Annotated in this window: 16 protein-coding genes and 1 pseudogene; 9 read left to right on the plus strand and 8 right to left on the minus strand. The window is 61.9% G+C overall.

Going from position 1 to position 17,196, the window contains the following annotated elements; all coding sequences use genetic code 11:
* Positions 1-60: 60 nt before the first annotated feature.
* The gene (locus ACZ445_RS29390) at positions 61-414 is read right to left on the minus strand and encodes a YkgJ family cysteine cluster protein (protein WP_058424233.1); all 354 of its coding nucleotides are present in this window, start codon (positions 412-414) and stop codon (positions 61-63) included.
* Between the two features lie 115 nt (positions 415-529).
* On the opposite strand from ACZ445_RS29390, the gene ACZ445_RS29395 reads away from it, so the two are divergent.
* Positions 530-1,822 (plus strand): NAD(P)/FAD-dependent oxidoreductase, encoded by a 1,293-nt coding sequence (locus ACZ445_RS29395; protein ID WP_058424234.1) that lies wholly within the window; start codon positions 530-532, stop codon positions 1,820-1,822.
* Here the strand turns inward: ACZ445_RS29395 and ACZ445_RS29400 are convergent, their stop codons facing one another.
* Positions 1,823-2,047: a DUF1127 domain-containing protein gene (locus ACZ445_RS29400; RefSeq protein ID WP_058424460.1), complete on the minus strand. Its 225-nt coding sequence runs from the start codon at positions 2,045-2,047 to the stop codon at positions 1,823-1,825.
* 166 nt (positions 2,048-2,213) lie between these two features.
* Here ACZ445_RS29400 and ACZ445_RS29405 point away from each other — a divergent pair, with 166 nt between their 5' ends.
* On the plus strand, positions 2,214-3,638 hold the full coding sequence (locus ACZ445_RS29405; protein WP_179029259.1) for an aminotransferase-like domain-containing protein: 1,425 nt from the start codon (positions 2,214-2,216) through the stop codon (positions 3,636-3,638).
* 62 nt (positions 3,639-3,700) lie between these two features.
* Complete coding sequence (locus ACZ445_RS29410) at positions 3,701-5,266, plus strand: phospholipase D family protein (protein WP_058424236.1); 1,566 nt, start codon at positions 3,701-3,703, stop codon at positions 5,264-5,266.
* Here ACZ445_RS29410 and ACZ445_RS29415 read toward each other — a convergent pair.
* Together ACZ445_RS29415 and ACZ445_RS29420 are read right to left on the minus strand one after the other, a co-directional pair.
* Positions 5,263-6,405 carry an MFS transporter gene (locus ACZ445_RS29415; protein ID WP_058424237.1) on the minus strand — a complete coding sequence of 381 codons (1,143 nt, stop codon included), beginning with the start codon at positions 6,403-6,405 and terminating at the stop codon, positions 5,263-5,265. The two genes, ACZ445_RS29410 and ACZ445_RS29415, sit on opposite strands and share 4 nt — an antisense overlap.
* A 151-nt stretch (positions 6,406-6,556) precedes the next feature.
* Positions 6,557-8,050, minus strand: coding sequence for an aldehyde dehydrogenase (locus ACZ445_RS29420; RefSeq protein WP_464707846.1), 1,494 nt, complete (start codon positions 8,048-8,050; stop codon positions 6,557-6,559).
* 229 nt (positions 8,051-8,279) lie between these two features.
* Here ACZ445_RS29420 and ACZ445_RS29425 point away from each other — a divergent pair, with 229 nt between their 5' ends.
* A complete protein-coding gene (locus ACZ445_RS29425; protein ID WP_058424239.1) occupies positions 8,280-8,642 on the plus strand; it encodes a cupin domain-containing protein in 363 nt (120 codons plus the stop codon).
* Between the two features lie 71 nt (positions 8,643-8,713).
* Here the strand turns inward: ACZ445_RS29425 and rpmG are convergent, their stop codons facing one another.
* Positions 8,714-8,869: a 50S ribosomal protein L33 gene (rpmG, locus tag ACZ445_RS29430; RefSeq protein WP_003176906.1), complete on the minus strand. Its 156-nt coding sequence runs from the start codon at positions 8,867-8,869 to the stop codon at positions 8,714-8,716.
* An 11-nt stretch (positions 8,870-8,880) separates the two neighbouring features.
* On the minus strand, positions 8,881-9,114 hold the full coding sequence (rpmB, locus tag ACZ445_RS29435) for a 50S ribosomal protein L28 (RefSeq protein ID WP_010207494.1): 234 nt from the start codon (positions 9,112-9,114) through the stop codon (positions 8,881-8,883).
* A 458-nt stretch (positions 9,115-9,572) separates the two neighbouring features.
* Here rpmB and ACZ445_RS29440 point away from each other — a divergent pair, with 458 nt between their 5' ends.
* Positions 9,573-11,165 (plus strand): ABC transporter substrate-binding protein, encoded by a 1,593-nt coding sequence (locus ACZ445_RS29440; protein WP_058424240.1) that lies wholly within the window; start codon positions 9,573-9,575, stop codon positions 11,163-11,165.
* Between the two features lie 44 nt (positions 11,166-11,209).
* Here ACZ445_RS29440 and radC read toward each other — a convergent pair whose 3' ends face one another.
* Positions 11,210-11,884, minus strand: coding sequence for a RadC family protein (radC, locus tag ACZ445_RS29445; RefSeq protein ID WP_058424241.1), 675 nt, complete (start codon positions 11,882-11,884; stop codon positions 11,210-11,212).
* A gap of 152 nt (positions 11,885-12,036) precedes the next feature.
* On the opposite strand from radC, the gene coaBC reads away from it, so the two are divergent.
* The 4 genes and pseudogenes from coaBC to argB all read left to right on the plus strand — a co-directional run bounded on the left by coaBC (position 12,037) and on the right by argB (position 16,293).
* Positions 12,037-13,245 (plus strand): bifunctional phosphopantothenoylcysteine decarboxylase/phosphopantothenate--cysteine ligase CoaBC, encoded by a 1,209-nt coding sequence (coaBC, locus tag ACZ445_RS29450; protein WP_015886530.1) that lies wholly within the window; start codon positions 12,037-12,039, stop codon positions 13,243-13,245.
* Positions 13,246-13,250: 5 nt separating this feature from the next.
* The gene (gene dut, locus ACZ445_RS29455) at positions 13,251-13,706 is read left to right on the plus strand and encodes a dUTP diphosphatase (RefSeq protein WP_003213270.1); all 456 of its coding nucleotides are present in this window, start codon (positions 13,251-13,253) and stop codon (positions 13,704-13,706) included.
* A gap of 258 nt (positions 13,707-13,964) precedes the next feature.
* A pseudogene (locus ACZ445_RS29460) lies at positions 13,965-15,368 on the plus strand (phosphomannomutase/phosphoglucomutase); the annotation flags it as partial.
* Between the two features lie 19 nt (positions 15,369-15,387).
* Complete coding sequence (argB, locus tag ACZ445_RS29465) at positions 15,388-16,293, plus strand: acetylglutamate kinase (RefSeq protein WP_058424243.1); 906 nt, start codon at positions 15,388-15,390, stop codon at positions 16,291-16,293.
* 196 nt (positions 16,294-16,489) lie between these two features.
* Here argB and pyrE read toward each other — a convergent pair whose 3' ends face one another.
* Complete coding sequence (gene pyrE / locus ACZ445_RS29470) at positions 16,490-17,134, minus strand: orotate phosphoribosyltransferase (RefSeq protein ID WP_010168197.1); 645 nt, start codon at positions 17,132-17,134, stop codon at positions 16,490-16,492.
* Positions 17,135-17,196 lie beyond the last annotated feature (62 nt).

Here is a 17,196-nt window from a genome sequence, read left to right on the forward strand (position 1 = left end):
ACTCGGGTCAACATGTGGGAGGGGGCTTGCCCCCTCCCACATTTGGACTGTGTAAAACCGCTAAACCAGCACCTGCCGGGTGCTCGCCATGTAGTCGTGGATCTGCTTTTCCACCCGTGGGTGAATCAGCTCCACCGGGCGCCGTCCATTCGGGCACGGCAGGGTCTTGGTGGTGCCGAACAACCTGCAGATCAACGGGCGCTCGTCGTACACCGTGCAGCCGTTGGGGCCCAAGTGCACGCAGTTCAGCTCCTCCATGGCCGCGTCCTGCTCGGCGGCGGTCTTGCGCGGCAGCCGCGACATTTCCTCGGGCGAGGTGGTTACCGGCCCACAGCAGTCGTGGCAACCGGGGACGCACTCGAACGAAGGAATCTGCCTGCGCAGGGCGCTGATTTTCTGACTGTTGCAACTCATCGAAACACGTTCCGAACGGCGAATAGGCGTGGATTCTGCCGCAAAACGCCCTGCGCAGACAGCTTCGTCCGACCGCTGTATCCTGCGTCAAATTTTCCAAACAGGGATGCTCCCCATGACTGCCAGCGCCCGGCACACCGCTTCCTACTACGCCGCCAGCAGCGCGCCGCAACCCGACTACCCGGCGTTGACCGGCGAACTGACGGCGGATGTGTGCGTGGTCGGCGGCGGTTTTTCCGGGCTGAACACCGCGCTGGAGTTGGCCGAACGCGGTTTCAGCGTAGTGTTGCTGGAAGCGCGCAAGATCGCGTGGGGCGCCAGCGGGCGCAACGGCGGCCAGCTGATTCGCGGTGTCGGCCATGGCCTGGGCCAGTTCGCCAACGTGATCGGCACCGAGGGCGTACGCCAGATGAAGCTGATGGGTCTGGAGGCGGTGGAAATTGTGCGTGAGCGCGTCGAGCGCTACCACATCCCCTGCGACCTGACCTGGGGCTACTGCGACCTCGCCAACAAACCCCGCGACCTGCAGGGCCTGGCCGAAGATGCCGAAGAACTGCGCAGTCTCGGCTATCGTCACGACATACGCCTGCTGCAAGCCAACGAAATGGGCAGCGTCATCGGCTCCGACCGCTACGTGGGCGGCATGATCGACATGGGCTCCGGCCACCTGCACCCGCTGAACCTGGCCCTCGGCGAAGCCGCAACCGCGCAGCAATTGGGCGTGAAGCTGTTCGAGCAGTCCGAAGTCACGCGTATCGACTACGGCCCCGAAGTCAACGTACACACCGCACAGGGCAACGTGCGCGCCAAGACTCTGGTGCTGGCCTGCAATGCCTACCTCAATGGCCTCAACCCGCACCTCAGCGGCAAGGTGCTGCCCGCCGGCAGCTACATCATCGCCACCGAGCCGTTGAGCGCAACCCAGGCCGCCAACCTGCTGCCGCAGAACATGGCGGTGTGCGACCAGCGTGTCACGGTGGACTACTTCCGACTGTCCGCCGACCGCCGCCTGTTGTTCGGTGGCGCCTGCCACTATTCCGGTCGCGACCCCAAAGACATCGGCGCCTATATGCGCCCGAAAATGTTGCAGGTATTCCCCCAATTGGCCGACGTAAAAATCGACTTCCAGTGGGGCGGCATGATCGGCATCGGCGCCAACCGTCTGCCGCAGATTGGCCGCCTGGCCGACCAGCCCAACGTGTATTACGCCCAGGCCTACGCCGGCCATGGCCTCAACGCCACGCACCTGGCGGGCAAGTTGCTGGCCGAAGCCATCAGCGGCCAGCAACAGGGCCGCTTCGACCTGTTCGCCCAGGTGCCGCATATCACCTTCCCCGGCGGCAAGCACCTGCGCTCGCCGCTGTTGGCGCTGGGGATGCTCTGGCACCGCCTCAAAGAGCTGGTCTGATCAATCGCGCCAGAACGGTTTCAGCCCTTCGTGGCGCGCCTGCTCAGCGGTCAGCCCGACGTCGCGCAATTGCTCGCGGGTCAGATCCAATAACGCCTTGCGCGTGTGGCGACGGTGCCAGAACAGACCCCAGCGACTGATATCGCGCGGCGCCGTCGCCCGCTCCTGCCCAGCCTCCAGTTCCTGACTGTATAACGCCAGCCGCACATCGCTCATGCCGTTCATTTTGCTGCCCCTCAGTTGCTTGTTGCCTTGTGTGATCAGCATGAGCGCGCAGCCAAAACCATTACAGACTCAACCAGACTTTATTAAATCCATACAGATACTGCCTATATACCGCTGAATCCTGTATTTTCTGCCTATCTGTAATGGTCCCTCGGGAGCGACCGCCATGACCCTGTACATGAACCTCGCCGAATTGCTGGGCACCCGCATCGAACAAGGCTTCTATCGCCCCGGCGATCGGCTGCCATCTGTACGGGCCTTGAGCGTGGAACATGGGGTCAGCCTGAGCACCGTGCAGCAGGCCTATCGCTTGCTCGAAGACAACGGCCTGGCGACGCCCAAGCCGAAATCCGGCTACTTTGTTCCGGTGGGCCGCGAGTTGCCAGCCCTGCCCGAAGTCGGTCGTCCGGCTCAGCGCCCAGTGGACATTTCCCAATGGGACCAGGTACTGGAGTTGATACGCGCAACGCCGCGCAAGGATGTCATACAGATGGGTAGAGGCATGCCGGATGTATTGTCGCCCACCCTGAAGCCCCTGCTGCGCAGCCTGGCCCGGGTGAGTCGCCGCCAGGATCTGCCAGGCCTGTATTACGACAACATCCTGGGCTGTATGGAGCTGCGCGAGCAAATTGCGCGTCTGTCCTTGGATTCCGGCTGCCAGCTGACGGCCGAGGACATCGTGATCACCACCGGCTGCCATGAGGCGCTGTCTGCCAGCATCCATGCCATCTGTGAGCCGGGCGATATCGTTGCGGTGGACTCGCCGAGCTTTCACGGCGCCATGCAGACCCTCAAGGGCCTGGGCATGAAAGCCCTGGAAATCCCCACCGACCCGATCACCGGCATCAGCCTCGAAGCCCTGGAGCTGGCGCTGGAACAGTGGCCGATCAAAGTCATCCAACTGACCCCCAACTGCAACAACCCCCTGGGCTACATCATGCCGGAGGCGCGCAAGCGGGCATTGCTCACCTTGGCGCAGCGCTTCGACGTGGCGATCATCGAAGACGATGTGTACGGCGAACTGGCCTTCAGCTACCCGCGCCCGCGCACCATCAAGTCTTTCGACGAAGACGGTCGAGTGCTGCTGTGCAGCTCGTTTTCGAAAACCCTGGCACCCGGTTTGCGCATTGGTTGGGTGGCACCGGGCCGATACCTTGAACGGGTGCTGCACATGAAATACATCAGCACCGGCTCCACAGCGACTCAACCGCAGATTGCCATAGCCGAGTTTCTCAAAGGCGGGCATTTCGAACCGCATTTGCGGCGGATGCGCACCCAATACCAGCGTAATCGCGACTTGATGCTCGATTGGGTCAGCCGCTACTTCCCGACAGGCACCCGCGCCAGCCGGCCGCAAGGCAGCTTCATGCTGTGGATCGAACTGCCGGAAGGTTTTGATACGTTGAAGCTCAACCGCGTCCTCGTTGAACAAGGTGTACAGGTGGCCGTAGGCAGCATCTTTTCGGCGTCGGGCAAGTACAGGAATTGCCTGCGCATGAACTACGCTGCCAAGCCAACCGCGCAGATTGAAGAAGCCGTGCGCAAGGTCGGGGCTGCGGCGATCAAGATGCTGGCAGACACGGCCGACTGACCTTTCACGGGAATTTGCCGTCATATGCCGACAACCGCCCTGATCTGGAAGCCGCTCCCTTGATGATTCAACGGCTATTACCGTTTTGCCTGCTGGGAGCCGTGACCCTGGGCGGCTGCGCCAGCGTGAGCACGCCGCGCGTCCCCAGCGACGCCCTGCCCGCTGCGCAATCGTCGTTCGGCCGCTCGATCCAGGCCCAGGCCGCGCCCTATCAAGGGCGCTCGGGCTTTCGCCTGCTGCCCAACAGCAGCGAGGCATTCATGGCCCGCGCCGAGTTGATCCGCAACGCCCAGACCAGCCTCGACCTGCAGTACTACATCGTGCACGACGGCATCAGCACCCGCATGCTGGTGGACGAACTGCTCAAGGCCGCCGACCGTGGCGTGCGCGTGCGAATCCTGCTGGACGACACCACCAGCGACGGCCTCGACCAGATCATCGCCACCCTCGCCGCCCACCCCAAGATCGAGATCCGCCTGTTCAACCCGTTGCACCTGGGGCGCAGCACCGGCGTGACGCGGGCCATGGGCCGCCTGTTCAACCTGTCGCTGCAACACCGACGCATGCACAACAAGCTGTGGCTGGCGGACAACAGCGTCGCCATCGTCGGCGGGCGTAACCTGGGGGATGAGTATTTCGATGCCGAGCCCAACCTGAACTTCACCGATATCGACATGCTCAGCGTGGGCCCGGTGGCCGAGCAACTGGGTCACAGTTTTGACCAGTACTGGAACAGCGCGCTGAGCAAGCCCATTGATGACTTCGTCTCCAATGCGCCGTCCAAGGGTGACTTGGCAGCCGCACGCGTACGCCTGGAAGCCTCCCTGGCCGAGTCGCGCCAGCAGAACCACGCGCTGTACAACCGCCTGCGTACTTACCAGACCCAACCGCGCATGGACACCTGGCGCCGCGAGCTGATCTGGGCCTGGAACCAGGCGCTGTGGGATGCGCCGAGCAAAGTGCTGGCCAAGGACGACCCGGACCCTCGGCTGCTGCTCACAACCCAACTGGCGCCGGAGCTGGAGGGGGTCAATCACGAGCTAATGATGATTTCTGCGTACTTCGTGCCGGGACAACCAGGCCTGGTGTACCTGACCGGGCGCGCCGATGCGGGCGTGTCGGTGAGCCTGCTGACCAATTCCCTGGAAGCCACCGACGTGCCCGCCGTGCACGGGGGTTATGCGCCCTACCGCAAGGCGCTGCTGGAGCATGGGGTGAAGCTCTACGAGTTGCGCCGCCAGCCCGGGGATGGCGGCGGCAGTGGCCCGCACCTGTTTCGCCGAGGCACCTTCCGGGGCTCGGATTCCAGCCTGCACAGCAAGGCGATGATCTTTGATCGGGAGAAATCCTTTATTGGCTCGTTCAACTTCGACCCACGCTCGGTACTGTGGAACACCGAAGTCGGTGTGCTGGTCGACAGCCCCGAGCTGGCGGAACACGTGCGCAACCTTGCACTGCAAGGCATGGCGCCGCCCCTGAGCTATGAAGCGAAATTGCAGGACGGCCAAGTGGTGTGGGTGACCGAAGACAACGGCCAGTTGCACACCCTGACCCGCGAGCCGGGGAGCTGGTGGCGACGGTTCAATGCGTGGTTTGCCACCCGCGTCGGCCTTGAGCGCATGCTCTAGGCCGGCTGCGCCACGCCGAATGCACCCTGGCGCAGCAGCAACATCACCAGGCCCAGCGCACCCGCTGCCATCAGCAGCGGCAACGCATGCCCGCTGATCCACTGGCTACCCGCCCCCGCCACCAACGGGCCGATCAGGCAGCCGATACCCCACAACTGCGCCACGTGGGCATTGGCGCGCACCAGTGCGTCGTCACGGTAACGCTCGCCAATCAGGATCAACGACAGGGTGAACAAGCCGCCAGCACTTGCGCCGAACACGACCCAGATCGGCCAGATCATTGGCGTGTGCATCAATAACGGAATCGCCAGGCTCGACACCAGCAACAGCAGCGCACACCCCAGGAACAACGTGCGCCGCGGCAAGTAGTCGGCCAGTGCACCGATGGGCAATTGCAGTAACGCGTCGCCAACCACCACCGTGCTGACCATGGCCAAGGCGATCTCGGCGGTGAACCCTTGTTGCAGGCAGTACACCGGCAACAACGTCAGGATCATCGCCTCGAACGCAGCGAACAGCGCCACCGCCCAGGCAATCGCCGGCAGGCTCCGGCAGAAGCGCCACAGTTGCGCGAACGTCACGCTGAAGGATTCGGCGCTCGGTGCACCGGAACGTCCCAGCAGCAACAGCGGCGCAACCATCAACAGGCCGACACCCACCCAGAAACCGTAGTCATGATCGGTGCCGATCAAGCCTAACAGTAACGGACCCGACAGCTGGCTCAAGGCATAGCTGCAGCCGTACAGCGCCACCAGCCGGCCGCGCCACTGCTCCACCACCAACTGGTTGATCCAGCTCTCGCCGAGGATAAACACGATGGTCAGGATCACGCCGATCATCAGGCGCAGCACCAGCCACACCGGGTAACTGGGCAGGATCGCCAGCAGGCCGATGGAGACCGCACCCGCCCACAGGCACAGGCGCATGAGATTGGCGGTGCCAAGCCATGAGGCCAGTCGACTGGAGACCTTAGCGCCGAGCAACACGCCAAAGGCCGGCATCGCTGCCATCACGCCGATAGCGAAACTGCCGTAGCCCCAGCTTTCGAGGCGCAGGGACACCAGCGGCATGCTGACGCCCAGGGCCAAGCCGACGCTGAGCACCGAGGCCAGGACGGCGAAATAAGTCGCCCAACGCATTTCCACGCTCCTGTGGATCATTTTTAAGTTCACACAAACCACTGTGGGAGGGGGCTTGCCCCCGATTGCGGTGGGTCAGTGAGCACCGCTGGCGCCTGACACACTGCTATCGGGGGGCAAGCCCCCTCCCACATTTAACCTGCGGTGCTGCTTAGAGCTTGATCCAGGTCGCCTTCAACTCGGTGTATTTGTCGAACGCATGCAGCGACTTGTCACGACCGTTGCCCGACTGCTTGAAGCCACCAAACGGTGCGGTCATGTCGCCGCCATCGTATTGGTTGACCCACACGCTACCGGCGCGCAGGGCCTTGGCGGTCAGGTGCGCCTTGGAGATGTCCGCCGTCCACACTGCCGCGGCCAGGCCGTAGATGGTGTCGTTAGCAATGGCGACAGCCTCTTCGGCGCTGTCGAAGGTGATCACCGACAGGACTGGGCCGAAGATTTCTTCCTTGGCGATCTTCATGGCATTGGTCACGCCGTCGAAAATCGTCGGTTCAACATAAGTGCCGCCGGTTTCTTCCAGGGTCCGCTTGCCGCCTGCAACCAACTTGGCGCCGTCGGCATGGCCGGCTTCGATGTAGGAGAGCACGGTGTTCATCTGCTGGGTGTCCACCAATGCACCGACGTTCGTCGCCGGGTCCAGCGGATTGCCTGGTTTCCAACCCTTGAGGGCCTCGATCACCAGCGGCAGGAATTTATCCTTGATGGAGCGCTCCACCAGCAGGCGCGAACCGGCGGTGCAGACCTCGCCCTGGTTGAAGGCGATGGCGCCGGCGGCGGATTCGGCAGCCGCTTGCAGGTCCGGAGCATCGGCGAACACGATGTTCGGGCTCTTGCCGCCGGCTTCCAGCCAGACGCGCTTCATGTTCGATTCGCCGGAGCGGATCAACAGCTGTTTGGCAATCTTGGTAGAACCGGTGAACACCAGGGTGTCGACGTCCATGTGCAGCGCCAGCGCGTTGCCCACGGTATGGCCGTAGCCCGGCAGCACGTTGAATACACCGTTTGGAATACCGGCCTCAACCGCCAGGGCAGCGATACGGATGGCGGTCAGCGGGGACTTTTCGGACGGCTTGAGGATCACCGAGTTGCCGGTGGACAACGCAGGGCCCAGCTTCCAGCAGGCCATCATCAACGGGAAATTCCACGGCACAATGGCGCCGACAACACCTACGGGCTCACGGGTCACCAGGCCCAGTTGATCGTGCGGGGTCGGGGCGACTTCGTCGTAGATCTTGTCGATCGCTTCGCCGCTCCAGCTCAGGGCATTCGCCGCGCCGGGTACGTCGATGTTCAGGGAGTCGCTGATCGGCTTGCCCATGTCCAGGGTTTCGAGCAGGGCCAGCTCTTCGGCATTGGCCTTGAGCAATGCAGCGAAACGGATCATGGCGGATTTACGCTTGGCCGGCGCCAGGCGTGACCACACGCCGGAATTGAAGGTGGCGCGGGCGTTTTCCACGGCGCGTTGGGCGTCAGCGGCGTCACAGCTGGCAACAGTGGCCAGCAGGCGACCATCGACCGGGCTGATGCATTCGAAGGTGTCACCGGAAACAGCGGCGGTGTACTCGCCATTAATGTAGGCGCGGCCTTCGATCTTCAGATCCTTGGCGCGTTGTTCCCAGTCGGCACGGGTCAGGGTGGTCATGCGAGTGTCCTCCTCTTGTTGAATACAAGGGCCAGGGGATGTCCCACGGCAGCCTTGAAGAATTCTTGCCCGCCAGCCAATGGTTCGGCGCAAGGCAGCTGCCACCCTAAACCAGCGGCCGGGGATGTTTCAATATATTTGACATAACGCCGGTAAACGCCCTTGCGATGTTCATTTTAATAAACATAGACTTTGGGCTCTCCAACCGCAGGCCAGACGGGACACGCACATGAGCATCCAGGACATCGTCGACTTCAGCCAAGCCAAGACCGCCGCCGAGCGCTACCGCCCTGCCGCCGAGAAAATCCTCAAGGGCGATCCCGAACAAACGATTTACAACCACTACAACAGCCCCTGCGGCCAGATGAGCGCGGGCGTGTGGGAAGGTGAAGTCGGGCAGTGGAAGGTCAATTACACCGAGCATGAGTACTGCGAAATTGTGCAGGGCGTGTCCGTGCTGCGTGATGCCGACGGCAACGCCAAAACCTTGCGCGCTGGCGACCGCTTCGTGATTCCCGCCGGCTTCAGCGGCACCTGGGAAGTGCTGGAGGCGTGCCGCAAGATCTACGTGGTGTTCGAGCAGAAGGCCTGACCAGCAAATCGCAGGCAAAAAAAAGCCCGGATCGTGAGATACGGGCTTTTTTTCACAAGGAGGAAAATCAATTACTTGATTTTGCCTTCTTTGTAGATCACGTGCTTGCGAACGCGCGGGTCGAACATTTTCTTTTCGAGCTTGTCCGGGGTAGTACGCTTGTTCTTGTCGGTAGTGTAGAAGTGACCAGTACCGGCGCTAGAGATCATTCGAATCAATTCACGCATGATATAGCTCCTTAGATTGTGCCAGCGCGGCGCAATTCAGCCAGCACGACAGTGATGCCACGCTTGTCGATGATGCGCATGCCTTTGGCAGATACGCGCAGACGGACGAAACGTTTCTCTTCTTCAACCCAGAAGCGGTGATGCTGCAGGTTCGGCAGGAAACGACGACGGGTTTTGTTATTTGCGTGGGAAATGTTATTCCCAGTCACCGGACCCTTACCGGTAACTTGACAGACTCTCGACATGCCTCAGCCCTCTAAAACCACATGCCCAACCCGGCATGGGTTGGCCGCTTAATCTCTCAGTCATTTGGCGCCAGGCGCCGCGTTTCTTTAGGGTCTTACCGGCTACACCTACAAGCGAAGGAACCGGGCCCCTAGAAAAGAGCGCTGCTTTATACCAGAAAGACCCCAGTGCAACAACAGCCCGCGTGTTTTTACTGGCGTAAATCTTGGCGGCAGACGCCTGAACCGTTGCCAGGAGGGGCCGCTGTCATAGCCGACCGCTCGTCGCACAGAATGATTTACAGCGCGCGCGGGCACGGTGAAGTGCACGACGAAACGCGCCGAGGCGCCATCAAAACAGCATTTGGCGCAAAAGCACAGGCAAAAATGGGCTAGTCATTTACCTATCAGACCACTACGGTAGGACTTTTCCAGACTGCACTCGCAGATGGGCCTTCGATCTGCAAAGGAAACCGAACATGCGCCTCGCTGCCCTACCGCTATTGCTAGCCCCTCTCTTTATCGCCCCGCTGGCCTCTGCCGCCAGCAACTTGAGCGTCTGCACCGAGGCCAGCCCAGAAGGGTTCGATGTGGTGCAATACAACTCGCTGACCACCACCAACGCCTCGGCCGACGTGCTGATGAACCGTCTGGTGGACTACGACGCGACCAGCGGCAAACTGGTGCCCAGCCTGGCAGACAGCTGGGACGTCTCGCCGGATGGCCTGACCTATACCTTCAAGCTGCACCCGGAAGTGAAATTCCATCGCACCGAGTACTTCACCCCAAGCCGCACCTTGACCGCCGAAGACGTGCGCTTCAGCTTCGAGCGCATGCTCGACCCGGCCAACCCCTGGCACAAGATCGCCCAGAGCGGCTTCCCTCACGCCCAGTCGCTGCAACTGCCGACGCTGGTAAAAAAGATCGACGCTCTCGACCCACTGACCGTGCGTTTCACCCTGGATCACGCCGACTCCACCTTCCTCGCCGCGCTGAGCATGGGCTTCGCGTCGATCTACCCGGCCGAATATGCCGACAAATTGCTCAAGGCCGGCACACCGGAGAAGCTCAACAGCCAGCCGATCGGCACCGGGCCGTTCATCTTCAGCCGCTTCCAGAAGGATGCCGTGGTGCGCTACAAGGCCAACCCGGACTACTTCGCCGGCAAACCGGCTGTGGATAACTTGATCTTCGCCATCACGCCCGACGCCAACGTACGCCTGCAGAAGCTGCACCGCGATGAGTGCCAGATTGCGCTGTCGCCCAAGCCGCTGGACGTGGGTGAGGCCGAAAAGGACCCGGCGCTCAAGGTGGAGAAGACCGCTGCCTTCATGACCGCCTTTGTGGCCATCAACAGCCAGCACCCGCCGCTGGACAAGCCCGAAGTGCGCCAGGCGATCAACCTGGCCTTCGACAAGGGCAGCTACCTCAAGGCTGTGTTTGAAGGCACCGCCGAGGCAGCCAACGGCCCTTACCCGCCGAACACCTGGAGCTACGCCAAGGACCTGCCGGGTTATCCACAGGACCTTGCCAAGGCCAAGGCTTTGCTGGACCGTGCCGGGCTCAAGGACGGCTTCAAGACCACCATTTGGACCCGCCCTACTGGCAGCCTGTTGAACCCCAACCCGAACCTTGGCGCACAACTGCTGCAGGCTGACCTGGCCAAGGTCGGCATCCAGGCCGAGATCCGTGTGATCGAATGGGGCGAACTGATCCGCCGCGCCAAAGCCGGCGAACACGACCTGCTGTTCATGGGCTGGGCCGGCGACAACGGCGACCCGGATAACTTCCTGACCCCGCAGTTCTCCTGCGCGGCGGTAAAGTCGGGTACCAACTTCGCCCGCTACTGCGACCCTGCGCTGGACAAGCTGATCAGCGCCGGCAAGACCACCAGCGAGCAAGGTGTGCGCAGCAAGCTGTACCAGCAGGCCCAGGCGCAGATCCAGCAACAGGCCTTGTGGTTACCGCTGGCGCACCCGACAGCGTTCGCCCTGGCCCGCAAGACTGTCGAGGGCTACCAGGTGAGCCCGTTTGGCCGGCAGGATTTCTCGAAAGTCAGCGTCAAGCCCTGAGCTGAAAGCTGCAAGCCCGCTTGAGGCTTGCAGCTGCTTCCCTCCTACATCCACCCGTATTCCGCCATCGACAACGGGTCTCCATCCCCCACGATGATGTGATCCAGTACCCGCACATCCACCACCTCCAAAGCCTTCTGCAGCAACTTGGTCAATTTTCGATCAGCTGCGCTCGGTTCCAGGCTCCCGGAAGGATGGTTGTGGCACAGGATCAACGCCGCCGCGTTGTAGGCCAATGCGCGTTTGACCACTTGCCGGGGATACACCATCGCCGCGTCGATGGTGCCTTGGAACAACGCCTCGAAACCTAGCACCCGGTGCCGTGAATCAAGGAACAGGCAGCCGAATATCTCGTGGGGCTCATGGCGCAACATGGCCTTGAGGTAATCGCGCACCGCCACCGGGCTTTCCAGCACCGAGTCGTGTCGCAGGCGCTCGGCCATATGACGCTTGGCCATTTCCAGCACCGCCTGCAACTGGGCAAACTTCGCCGGCCCCAGGCCCAATTGTTGGTTGAACAATGTTTGGCTGGCCTCCAGCAACGGGCGCAAGCCGCCGAATTGCGCCAGCAGATGGCGCGCCAGGTCCACCGCGCTCCTGCCGGAAACCCCGGTACGCAGGAAGATTGCCAGCAACTCTGCATCCGATAGGCTCGCCGCGCCCCACTCCAAAAGCTTTTCCCGCGGCCGCTCTGCCGCCGGCCAATCACGAATACTCATCCCTCCTCCCTCTCCCTGTATGCCATGCGTACCGCTGTTGCCTCGCGGACGCTGTGTTATCGTAGGCCCTCTTTTTTGCAGGCGATTTCCCCTGGGGAGGGGGCATCGCAGGCGTCATTGAACTGGCAACATTGAACTGGAAAGGCAAACCAATGCAGCGTCTGTATCGGAAACGCATCGTTCTCGGCGTTGGCGGCGGCATTGCCGCCTACAAGAGCGCAGAGCTGGTCCGCAGGCTCCTGGACCAGGGCGCCGAAGTGCGCGTGGTCATGACGCGCGGTGGCAGTGAATTCATCACCCCGCTGACCATGCAGGCCTTGTCCGGGCACCCGGTTCACCTGGACCTGCTGGACCCTGCAGCCGAAGCCGCCATGGGTCACATCGAGCTGGCCAAATGGGCCGACCTGGTGCTGATCGCGCCGGCCACCGCCGACCTGATCGCGCGCCTGGCCCAAGGCATCGCCGATGACCTGCTGACCACTCTGGTACTCGCCACCGACGCCACTGTCGCCATCGCCCCGGCCATGAACCAGGCCATGTGGCGCGACCCCGCGACCCAGGCCAACACCCAGCTTCTGCAAAGCCGAGGCCTCAAGGTGTTCGGCCCGGCATCCGGCAGCCAGGCCTGCGGCGACGTTGGCATGGGCCGCATGCTCGAAGCCACCGACCTGGCGCTGTGCGCCGCCGAGTGCTTCCAGCACCTTGCCCTGACCGGCAAGCACGTGTTGATCACCGCCGGCCCGACCCAGGAAAACATCGACCCGGTGCGCTACATCACCAACCATAGCTCAGGAAAAATGGGCTTTGCCCTGGCCGAAGCGGCGGTGGAGGCAGGCGCACGCGTCACCCTGATCACCGGTCCGGTGCATTTGCCGACCCCGGATCGGGTCACGCGAATCGACGTGGTCAGCGCCCGCGACATGCTGGCGGCCTGTGAGGCAGCCATTCCGTGCGACCTGTTCATTGCCTCCGCGGCGGTTGCGGACTACCGCCCGGAAGTCGTCGCCCCGCAAAAGCTCAAGAAAGACCCTACGAGCGGTGACGGCCTGCTCCTGCAAATGGTGCGCAACCCGGACATCCTGGCCACCATCGCCACGCGTCCGGACCGTCCGTTTAGCGTAGGTTTCGCCGCCGAGACCGAGCACTTGCTGGACTACGCCGCACGCAAATTGAAAGACAAGAACCTCGACCTGATCGTTGCCAATGATGTCGCCAACCCGAGCATCGGCTTCAACAGCGAGGAAAACGCCTGCAGCGTGATCGACCGCGAGCTGCACGCCACCCTTTTCGCCCAGACCAGCAAGGGCAAGATTGCCCGTCAACTGATCTCTTTTATCGCCCAACGGCTGAACCAGGTTTAATTTCCATGCACGCTTTGCAAGCCAAGATCCTCGACCCACGCATCGGCAACGAATTCCCACTGCCGGCCTATGCCACTCCGGGCTCCGCCGGCCTCGACCTGCGCGCCATGCTCAAGCAAGACACCGTCCTTGAACCGGGCCAGACCATCCTGATCCCCACCGGCCTGTCGATCTACGTGGGCGACCCTGGCCTGGCGGCGCTGATCCTGCCGCGCTCGGGCCTGGGCCACAAACACGGCATCGTGCTGGGCAACCTGGTCGGCCTGATCGACTCGGACTACCAGGGCGAGTTGATGGTGTCGTGCTGGAACCGTGGCCAGACCGCGTTCAACATCGCCGTCGGCGAGCGCATTGCGCAGTTGGTCCTGGTGCCGGTGGTGCAGGCGCACTTCGAACTGGTCGAGGAATTCGATGAGACCCAACGCGGCGCAGGCGGTTTTGGGCATTCCGGCAGTCACTGACTAAGCTGAATCTGGCCGGGCGCCTTTGCCCGGCCCGACGCCACCGCAAGGCTTTTCAGGACGAAGAATGCGCGGACTTTATCAGCGAGATTTCCCCATAGAAATCAAAGCATTACGCAGACAGAAAAGCGGCGCCAGCACGCCGATGGCACTTTTACACCACGAACTCTCTGCCAAAAACACCGTCATACCCTTCAGTTTGAGCCTGCCGGTCAGCCACATTAAGGCCAGCCTTGCCCCCTTCAGATGGAGTTTCCCCTCGCGATGAGTACCGCAGCCCGAGTAGCCCCGACATTCCCCGACAGCATCTTCCGCGCTTATGACATCCGTGGCGTGGTGCCCAAGACCCTGACCGCCGAAACCGCCTACTGGATTGGCCGGGCCATCGGCGCCCAGAGCCTGGCCCAGGACGAGCCCAACGTGTCGGTCGGCCGTGACGGTCGCCTGTCCGGCCCTGAGTTGGTGGAACAACTGATCCAGGGCCTGGCCGATAGTGGTTGCCATGTGAGCGACGTGGGCCTGGTGCCGACGCCGGCACTGTACTACGCCGCCAACGTACTGGCCGGTAAGTCCGGGGTGATGCTCACCGGCAGCCACAACCCGTCGAACTACAACGGTTTCAAGATCGTCATCGCCGGCGACACCCTGGCCAACGAACAGATCCAGGCCCTGCACGACCGCCTGAAAAACAACGATCTGACCAGCGGCAAGGGTACCGTCACCAAAGTCGACATCCTGCAACGCTACTCTGATGAAATCACCCGTGACGTCAAACTCGCGCGCCGCCTGAAGGTGGTGGTGGACTGCGGCAACGGTGCGGCAGGCGTAATCGCCCCGCAGCTGCTCGAAGCCCTCAATTGCGAAGTGATCCCGCTGTTCTGCGAGGTCGACGGCAACTTCCCCAACCACCACCCGGATCCAGGCAAGCCGGAGAACCTGGTGGACCTGATCGCCAAGGTCAAGGAAACCGGGGCTGATGTGGGCCTGGCCTTTGACGGTGACGGCGACCGAGTGGGCGTGGTGACCGAAACCGGCGAGATCGTGTTCCCGGATCGCCTGCTGATGCTGTTTGCCCGTGACGTGGTGGCGCGCAATGCCAACGCCGAGATCATCTTCGATGTGAAGTGCACTCGCCGCCTCACCCCGCTGATCAAGGAATATGGCGGTCGCCCGCTAATGTGGAAGACCGGCCACTCGTTGATCAAAAAGAAAATGAAGGAAACCGGTGCCCTGTTGGCCGGCGAAATGAGCGGTCACGTGTTCTTCAAGGAGCGCTGGTTCGGCTTTGACGACGGTATTTACAGCGCCGCGCGGTTGCTGGAGATCCTCAGCAAGGAAAAATCTACCGCCGAAGAGCTATTCCAGACCTTCCCGAACGATATTTCTACGCCAGAGATCAATATCCATGTGACCGAGGAGAGCAAATTCAGCATCATTGACGCACTGCACGATGCGCAATGGGGCGAAGGCGCCAACCTGACCACCATTGATGGTGTGCGAGTCGATTATGCCAAAGGCTGGGGCCTGGTTCGCGCGTCCAACACTACACCGGTGCTGGTCTTGCGTTTCGAGGCGGATACCGAGGCTGAGTTGCAGCGCATCAAGGACGTGTTCCACGCCCAGTTGAAACGTGTTGCCCCTGATCTCCAATTACCGTTCTGATTTTTTACCGGAGCCCTGAATGACCCTCGAACGCGAAGCCGCTGCCAACACTGCCAAGGTCCTGTCCGAAGCGTTGCCTTACATCCGACGCTATGTCGGCAAGACGCTGGTGATCAAGTACGGCGGCAATGCCATGGAAAGCGACGAGCTGAAAACCGGCTTTGCCCGCGACATCGTGTTGATGAAAGCCGTGGGGATCAACCCGGTGGTGGTGCACGGTGGCGGCCCGCAAATCGGCGACCTGCTCAAGCGCCTGTCGATCGAGAGTCACTTCATCGATGGCATGCGCGTCACTGACGCGCAGACCATGGACGTGGTGGAGATGGTCCTCGGCGGCCAGGTGAACAAAGACATCGTCAACCTGATCAACCGCCATGGCGGCAGCGCCATCGGCCTGACCGGCAAGGACGCGGAGCTGATCCGTGCGAAAAAGCTGACGGTGACTCGTCAGACACCAGAGATGACCCAGCCGGAAATCATCGACATCGGCCAGGTGGGCGAAGTGGTAGGCGTCAACACCGACCTGCTGAACCTGCTGGTCAAGGGCGACTTCATCCCGGTGATCGCGCCGATCGGCGTGGGCGCCAATGGCGAGTCCTACAACATCAACGCCGACCTGGTGGCCGGCAAGGTGGCCGAAGCGCTGAAGGCTGAGAAGCTGATGCTGCTGACCAACATCGCTGGCCTGATGGACAAGCAAGGCAAGGTGCTGACCGGCCTGACCACCCAACAGGTGGACGACCTGATCGCCGACGGCACTATCTACGGCGGCATGTTGCCGAAGATCCGCTGCGCGCTGGAAGCGGTGCAAGGCGGGGTGGGCAGCTCGTTGATCATTGATGGCCGGGTACCGAACGCGGTATTGCTGGAGATCTTCACGGATACCGGCATGGGTACGCTGATCAGTAACCGCAAGCGTCCTTAAGACACCAGAAAACAAAAGGCCCCGCTCAATCTGATTGAGCGGGGCCTTTTTTGTGCTTGAACACACTGTAGATCCAAATGTGGGAGGGGGCTTGCCCCCGATTGGCGGTGTATCAGCCAAATAACTGCAACTGACACTCCGTCATCGGGGGCAAGCCCCCTCCCACACTAGCCTTCACACACAAGGGAGCTCGGGGTCAGACGCCGAACTGCTCGCGGTATGCCTTCACCGCCGGCAAATGCTGCTTGAGCTGCGGATCATCTTCCAGGAACTGCAACACCTGGTTCAACGACACGATGCTCACGACTGGAATGCCGAAATCGCGCTCCACTTCCTGGATGGCCGACAACTCACCGTTGCCACGCTCCTGGCGGTTCAGCGCGATCAGCACGCCGGCGGCCTTGGCGCCGTCCTGGGAAGCGATGATCTGCATGACTTCGCGGATAGCGGTGCCGGCGGTGATCACGTCGTCGATGATCAGCACGTCGCCCTTGAGTGGAGCCCCGACCAGGCTGCCGCCCTCACCGTGGGCCTTGGCCTCTTTACGGTTAAAGCACCAAGGCAGGTCCTGCCCGTGATGCTCAGCCAGCGCCACGGCGGTCGCGGCCGCCAGGGGGATACCCTTGTAGGCCGGGCCAAACAGCACATCGAAGGAAATACCGCTTTCAACGATGGCAGCCGCATAGAAACGACCCAGCTGAGCCAGGGCCGAACCCGAGTTGAACAGGCCCGCATTGAAGAAGTACGGGCTGGTCCGCCCTGACTTGAGGGTGAACTCACCGAAGCGCAAAACCCCGCGATCGATGGCAAAACGAATGAAATCGCGTTGATACGCCTGCATGAAAAAAGCCTCAGATACCACGGATTTAGCTAATTAGGTAGACGGCGTGTATCATACACGCA

It is taken from the genome of Pseudomonas allii, from assembly GCF_055380095.1.

Bases quoted from the DNA above. Each gene is read 5' to 3' on its own strand.
- ACZ445_RS29390 (WP_058424233.1), bottom strand. From the start codon at position 414: ATGAGTTGCAACAGTCAGAAAATCAGCGCCCTGCGCAGGCAGATTCCT.
- ACZ445_RS29400 (WP_058424460.1), bottom strand. From the start codon at position 2,047: ATGAACGGCATGAGCGATGTGCGGCTGGCGTTATACAGTCAGGAACTG.
- dut (WP_003213270.1), top strand. From the start codon at position 13,251: ATGCACGCTTTGCAAGCCAAGATCCTCGACCCACGCATCGGCAACGAA.
- pyrE (WP_010168197.1), bottom strand. From the start codon at position 17,134: ATGCAGGCGTATCAACGCGATTTCATTCGTTTTGCCATCGATCGCGGG.
- ACZ445_RS29395 (WP_058424234.1), top strand. From the start codon at position 530: ATGACTGCCAGCGCCCGGCACACCGCTTCCTACTACGCCGCCAGCAGC.
- rpmB (WP_010207494.1), bottom strand. From the start codon at position 9,114: ATGTCGAGAGTCTGTCAAGTTACCGGTAAGGGTCCGGTGACTGGGAAT.
- coaBC (WP_015886530.1), top strand. From the start codon at position 12,037: ATGCAGCGTCTGTATCGGAAACGCATCGTTCTCGGCGTTGGCGGCGGC.
- argB (WP_058424243.1), top strand. From the start codon at position 15,388: ATGACCCTCGAACGCGAAGCCGCTGCCAACACTGCCAAGGTCCTGTCC.
- rpmG (WP_003176906.1), bottom strand. From the start codon at position 8,869: ATGCGTGAATTGATTCGAATGATCTCTAGCGCCGGTACTGGTCACTTC.
- radC (WP_058424241.1), bottom strand. From the start codon at position 11,884: ATGAGTATTCGTGATTGGCCGGCGGCAGAGCGGCCGCGGGAAAAGCTT.
- ACZ445_RS29420 (WP_464707846.1), bottom strand. From the start codon at position 8,050: ATGACCACCCTGACCCGTGCCGACTGGGAACAACGCGCCAAGGATCTG.
- ACZ445_RS29405 (WP_179029259.1), top strand. From the start codon at position 2,214: ATGACCCTGTACATGAACCTCGCCGAATTGCTGGGCACCCGCATCGAA.
- ACZ445_RS29425 (WP_058424239.1), top strand. From the start codon at position 8,280: ATGAGCATCCAGGACATCGTCGACTTCAGCCAAGCCAAGACCGCCGCC.
- ACZ445_RS29440 (WP_058424240.1), top strand. From the start codon at position 9,573: ATGCGCCTCGCTGCCCTACCGCTATTGCTAGCCCCTCTCTTTATCGCC.
- ACZ445_RS29410 (WP_058424236.1), top strand. From the start codon at position 3,701: ATGATTCAACGGCTATTACCGTTTTGCCTGCTGGGAGCCGTGACCCTG.
- ACZ445_RS29415 (WP_058424237.1), bottom strand. From the start codon at position 6,405: ATGCGTTGGGCGACTTATTTCGCCGTCCTGGCCTCGGTGCTCAGCGTC.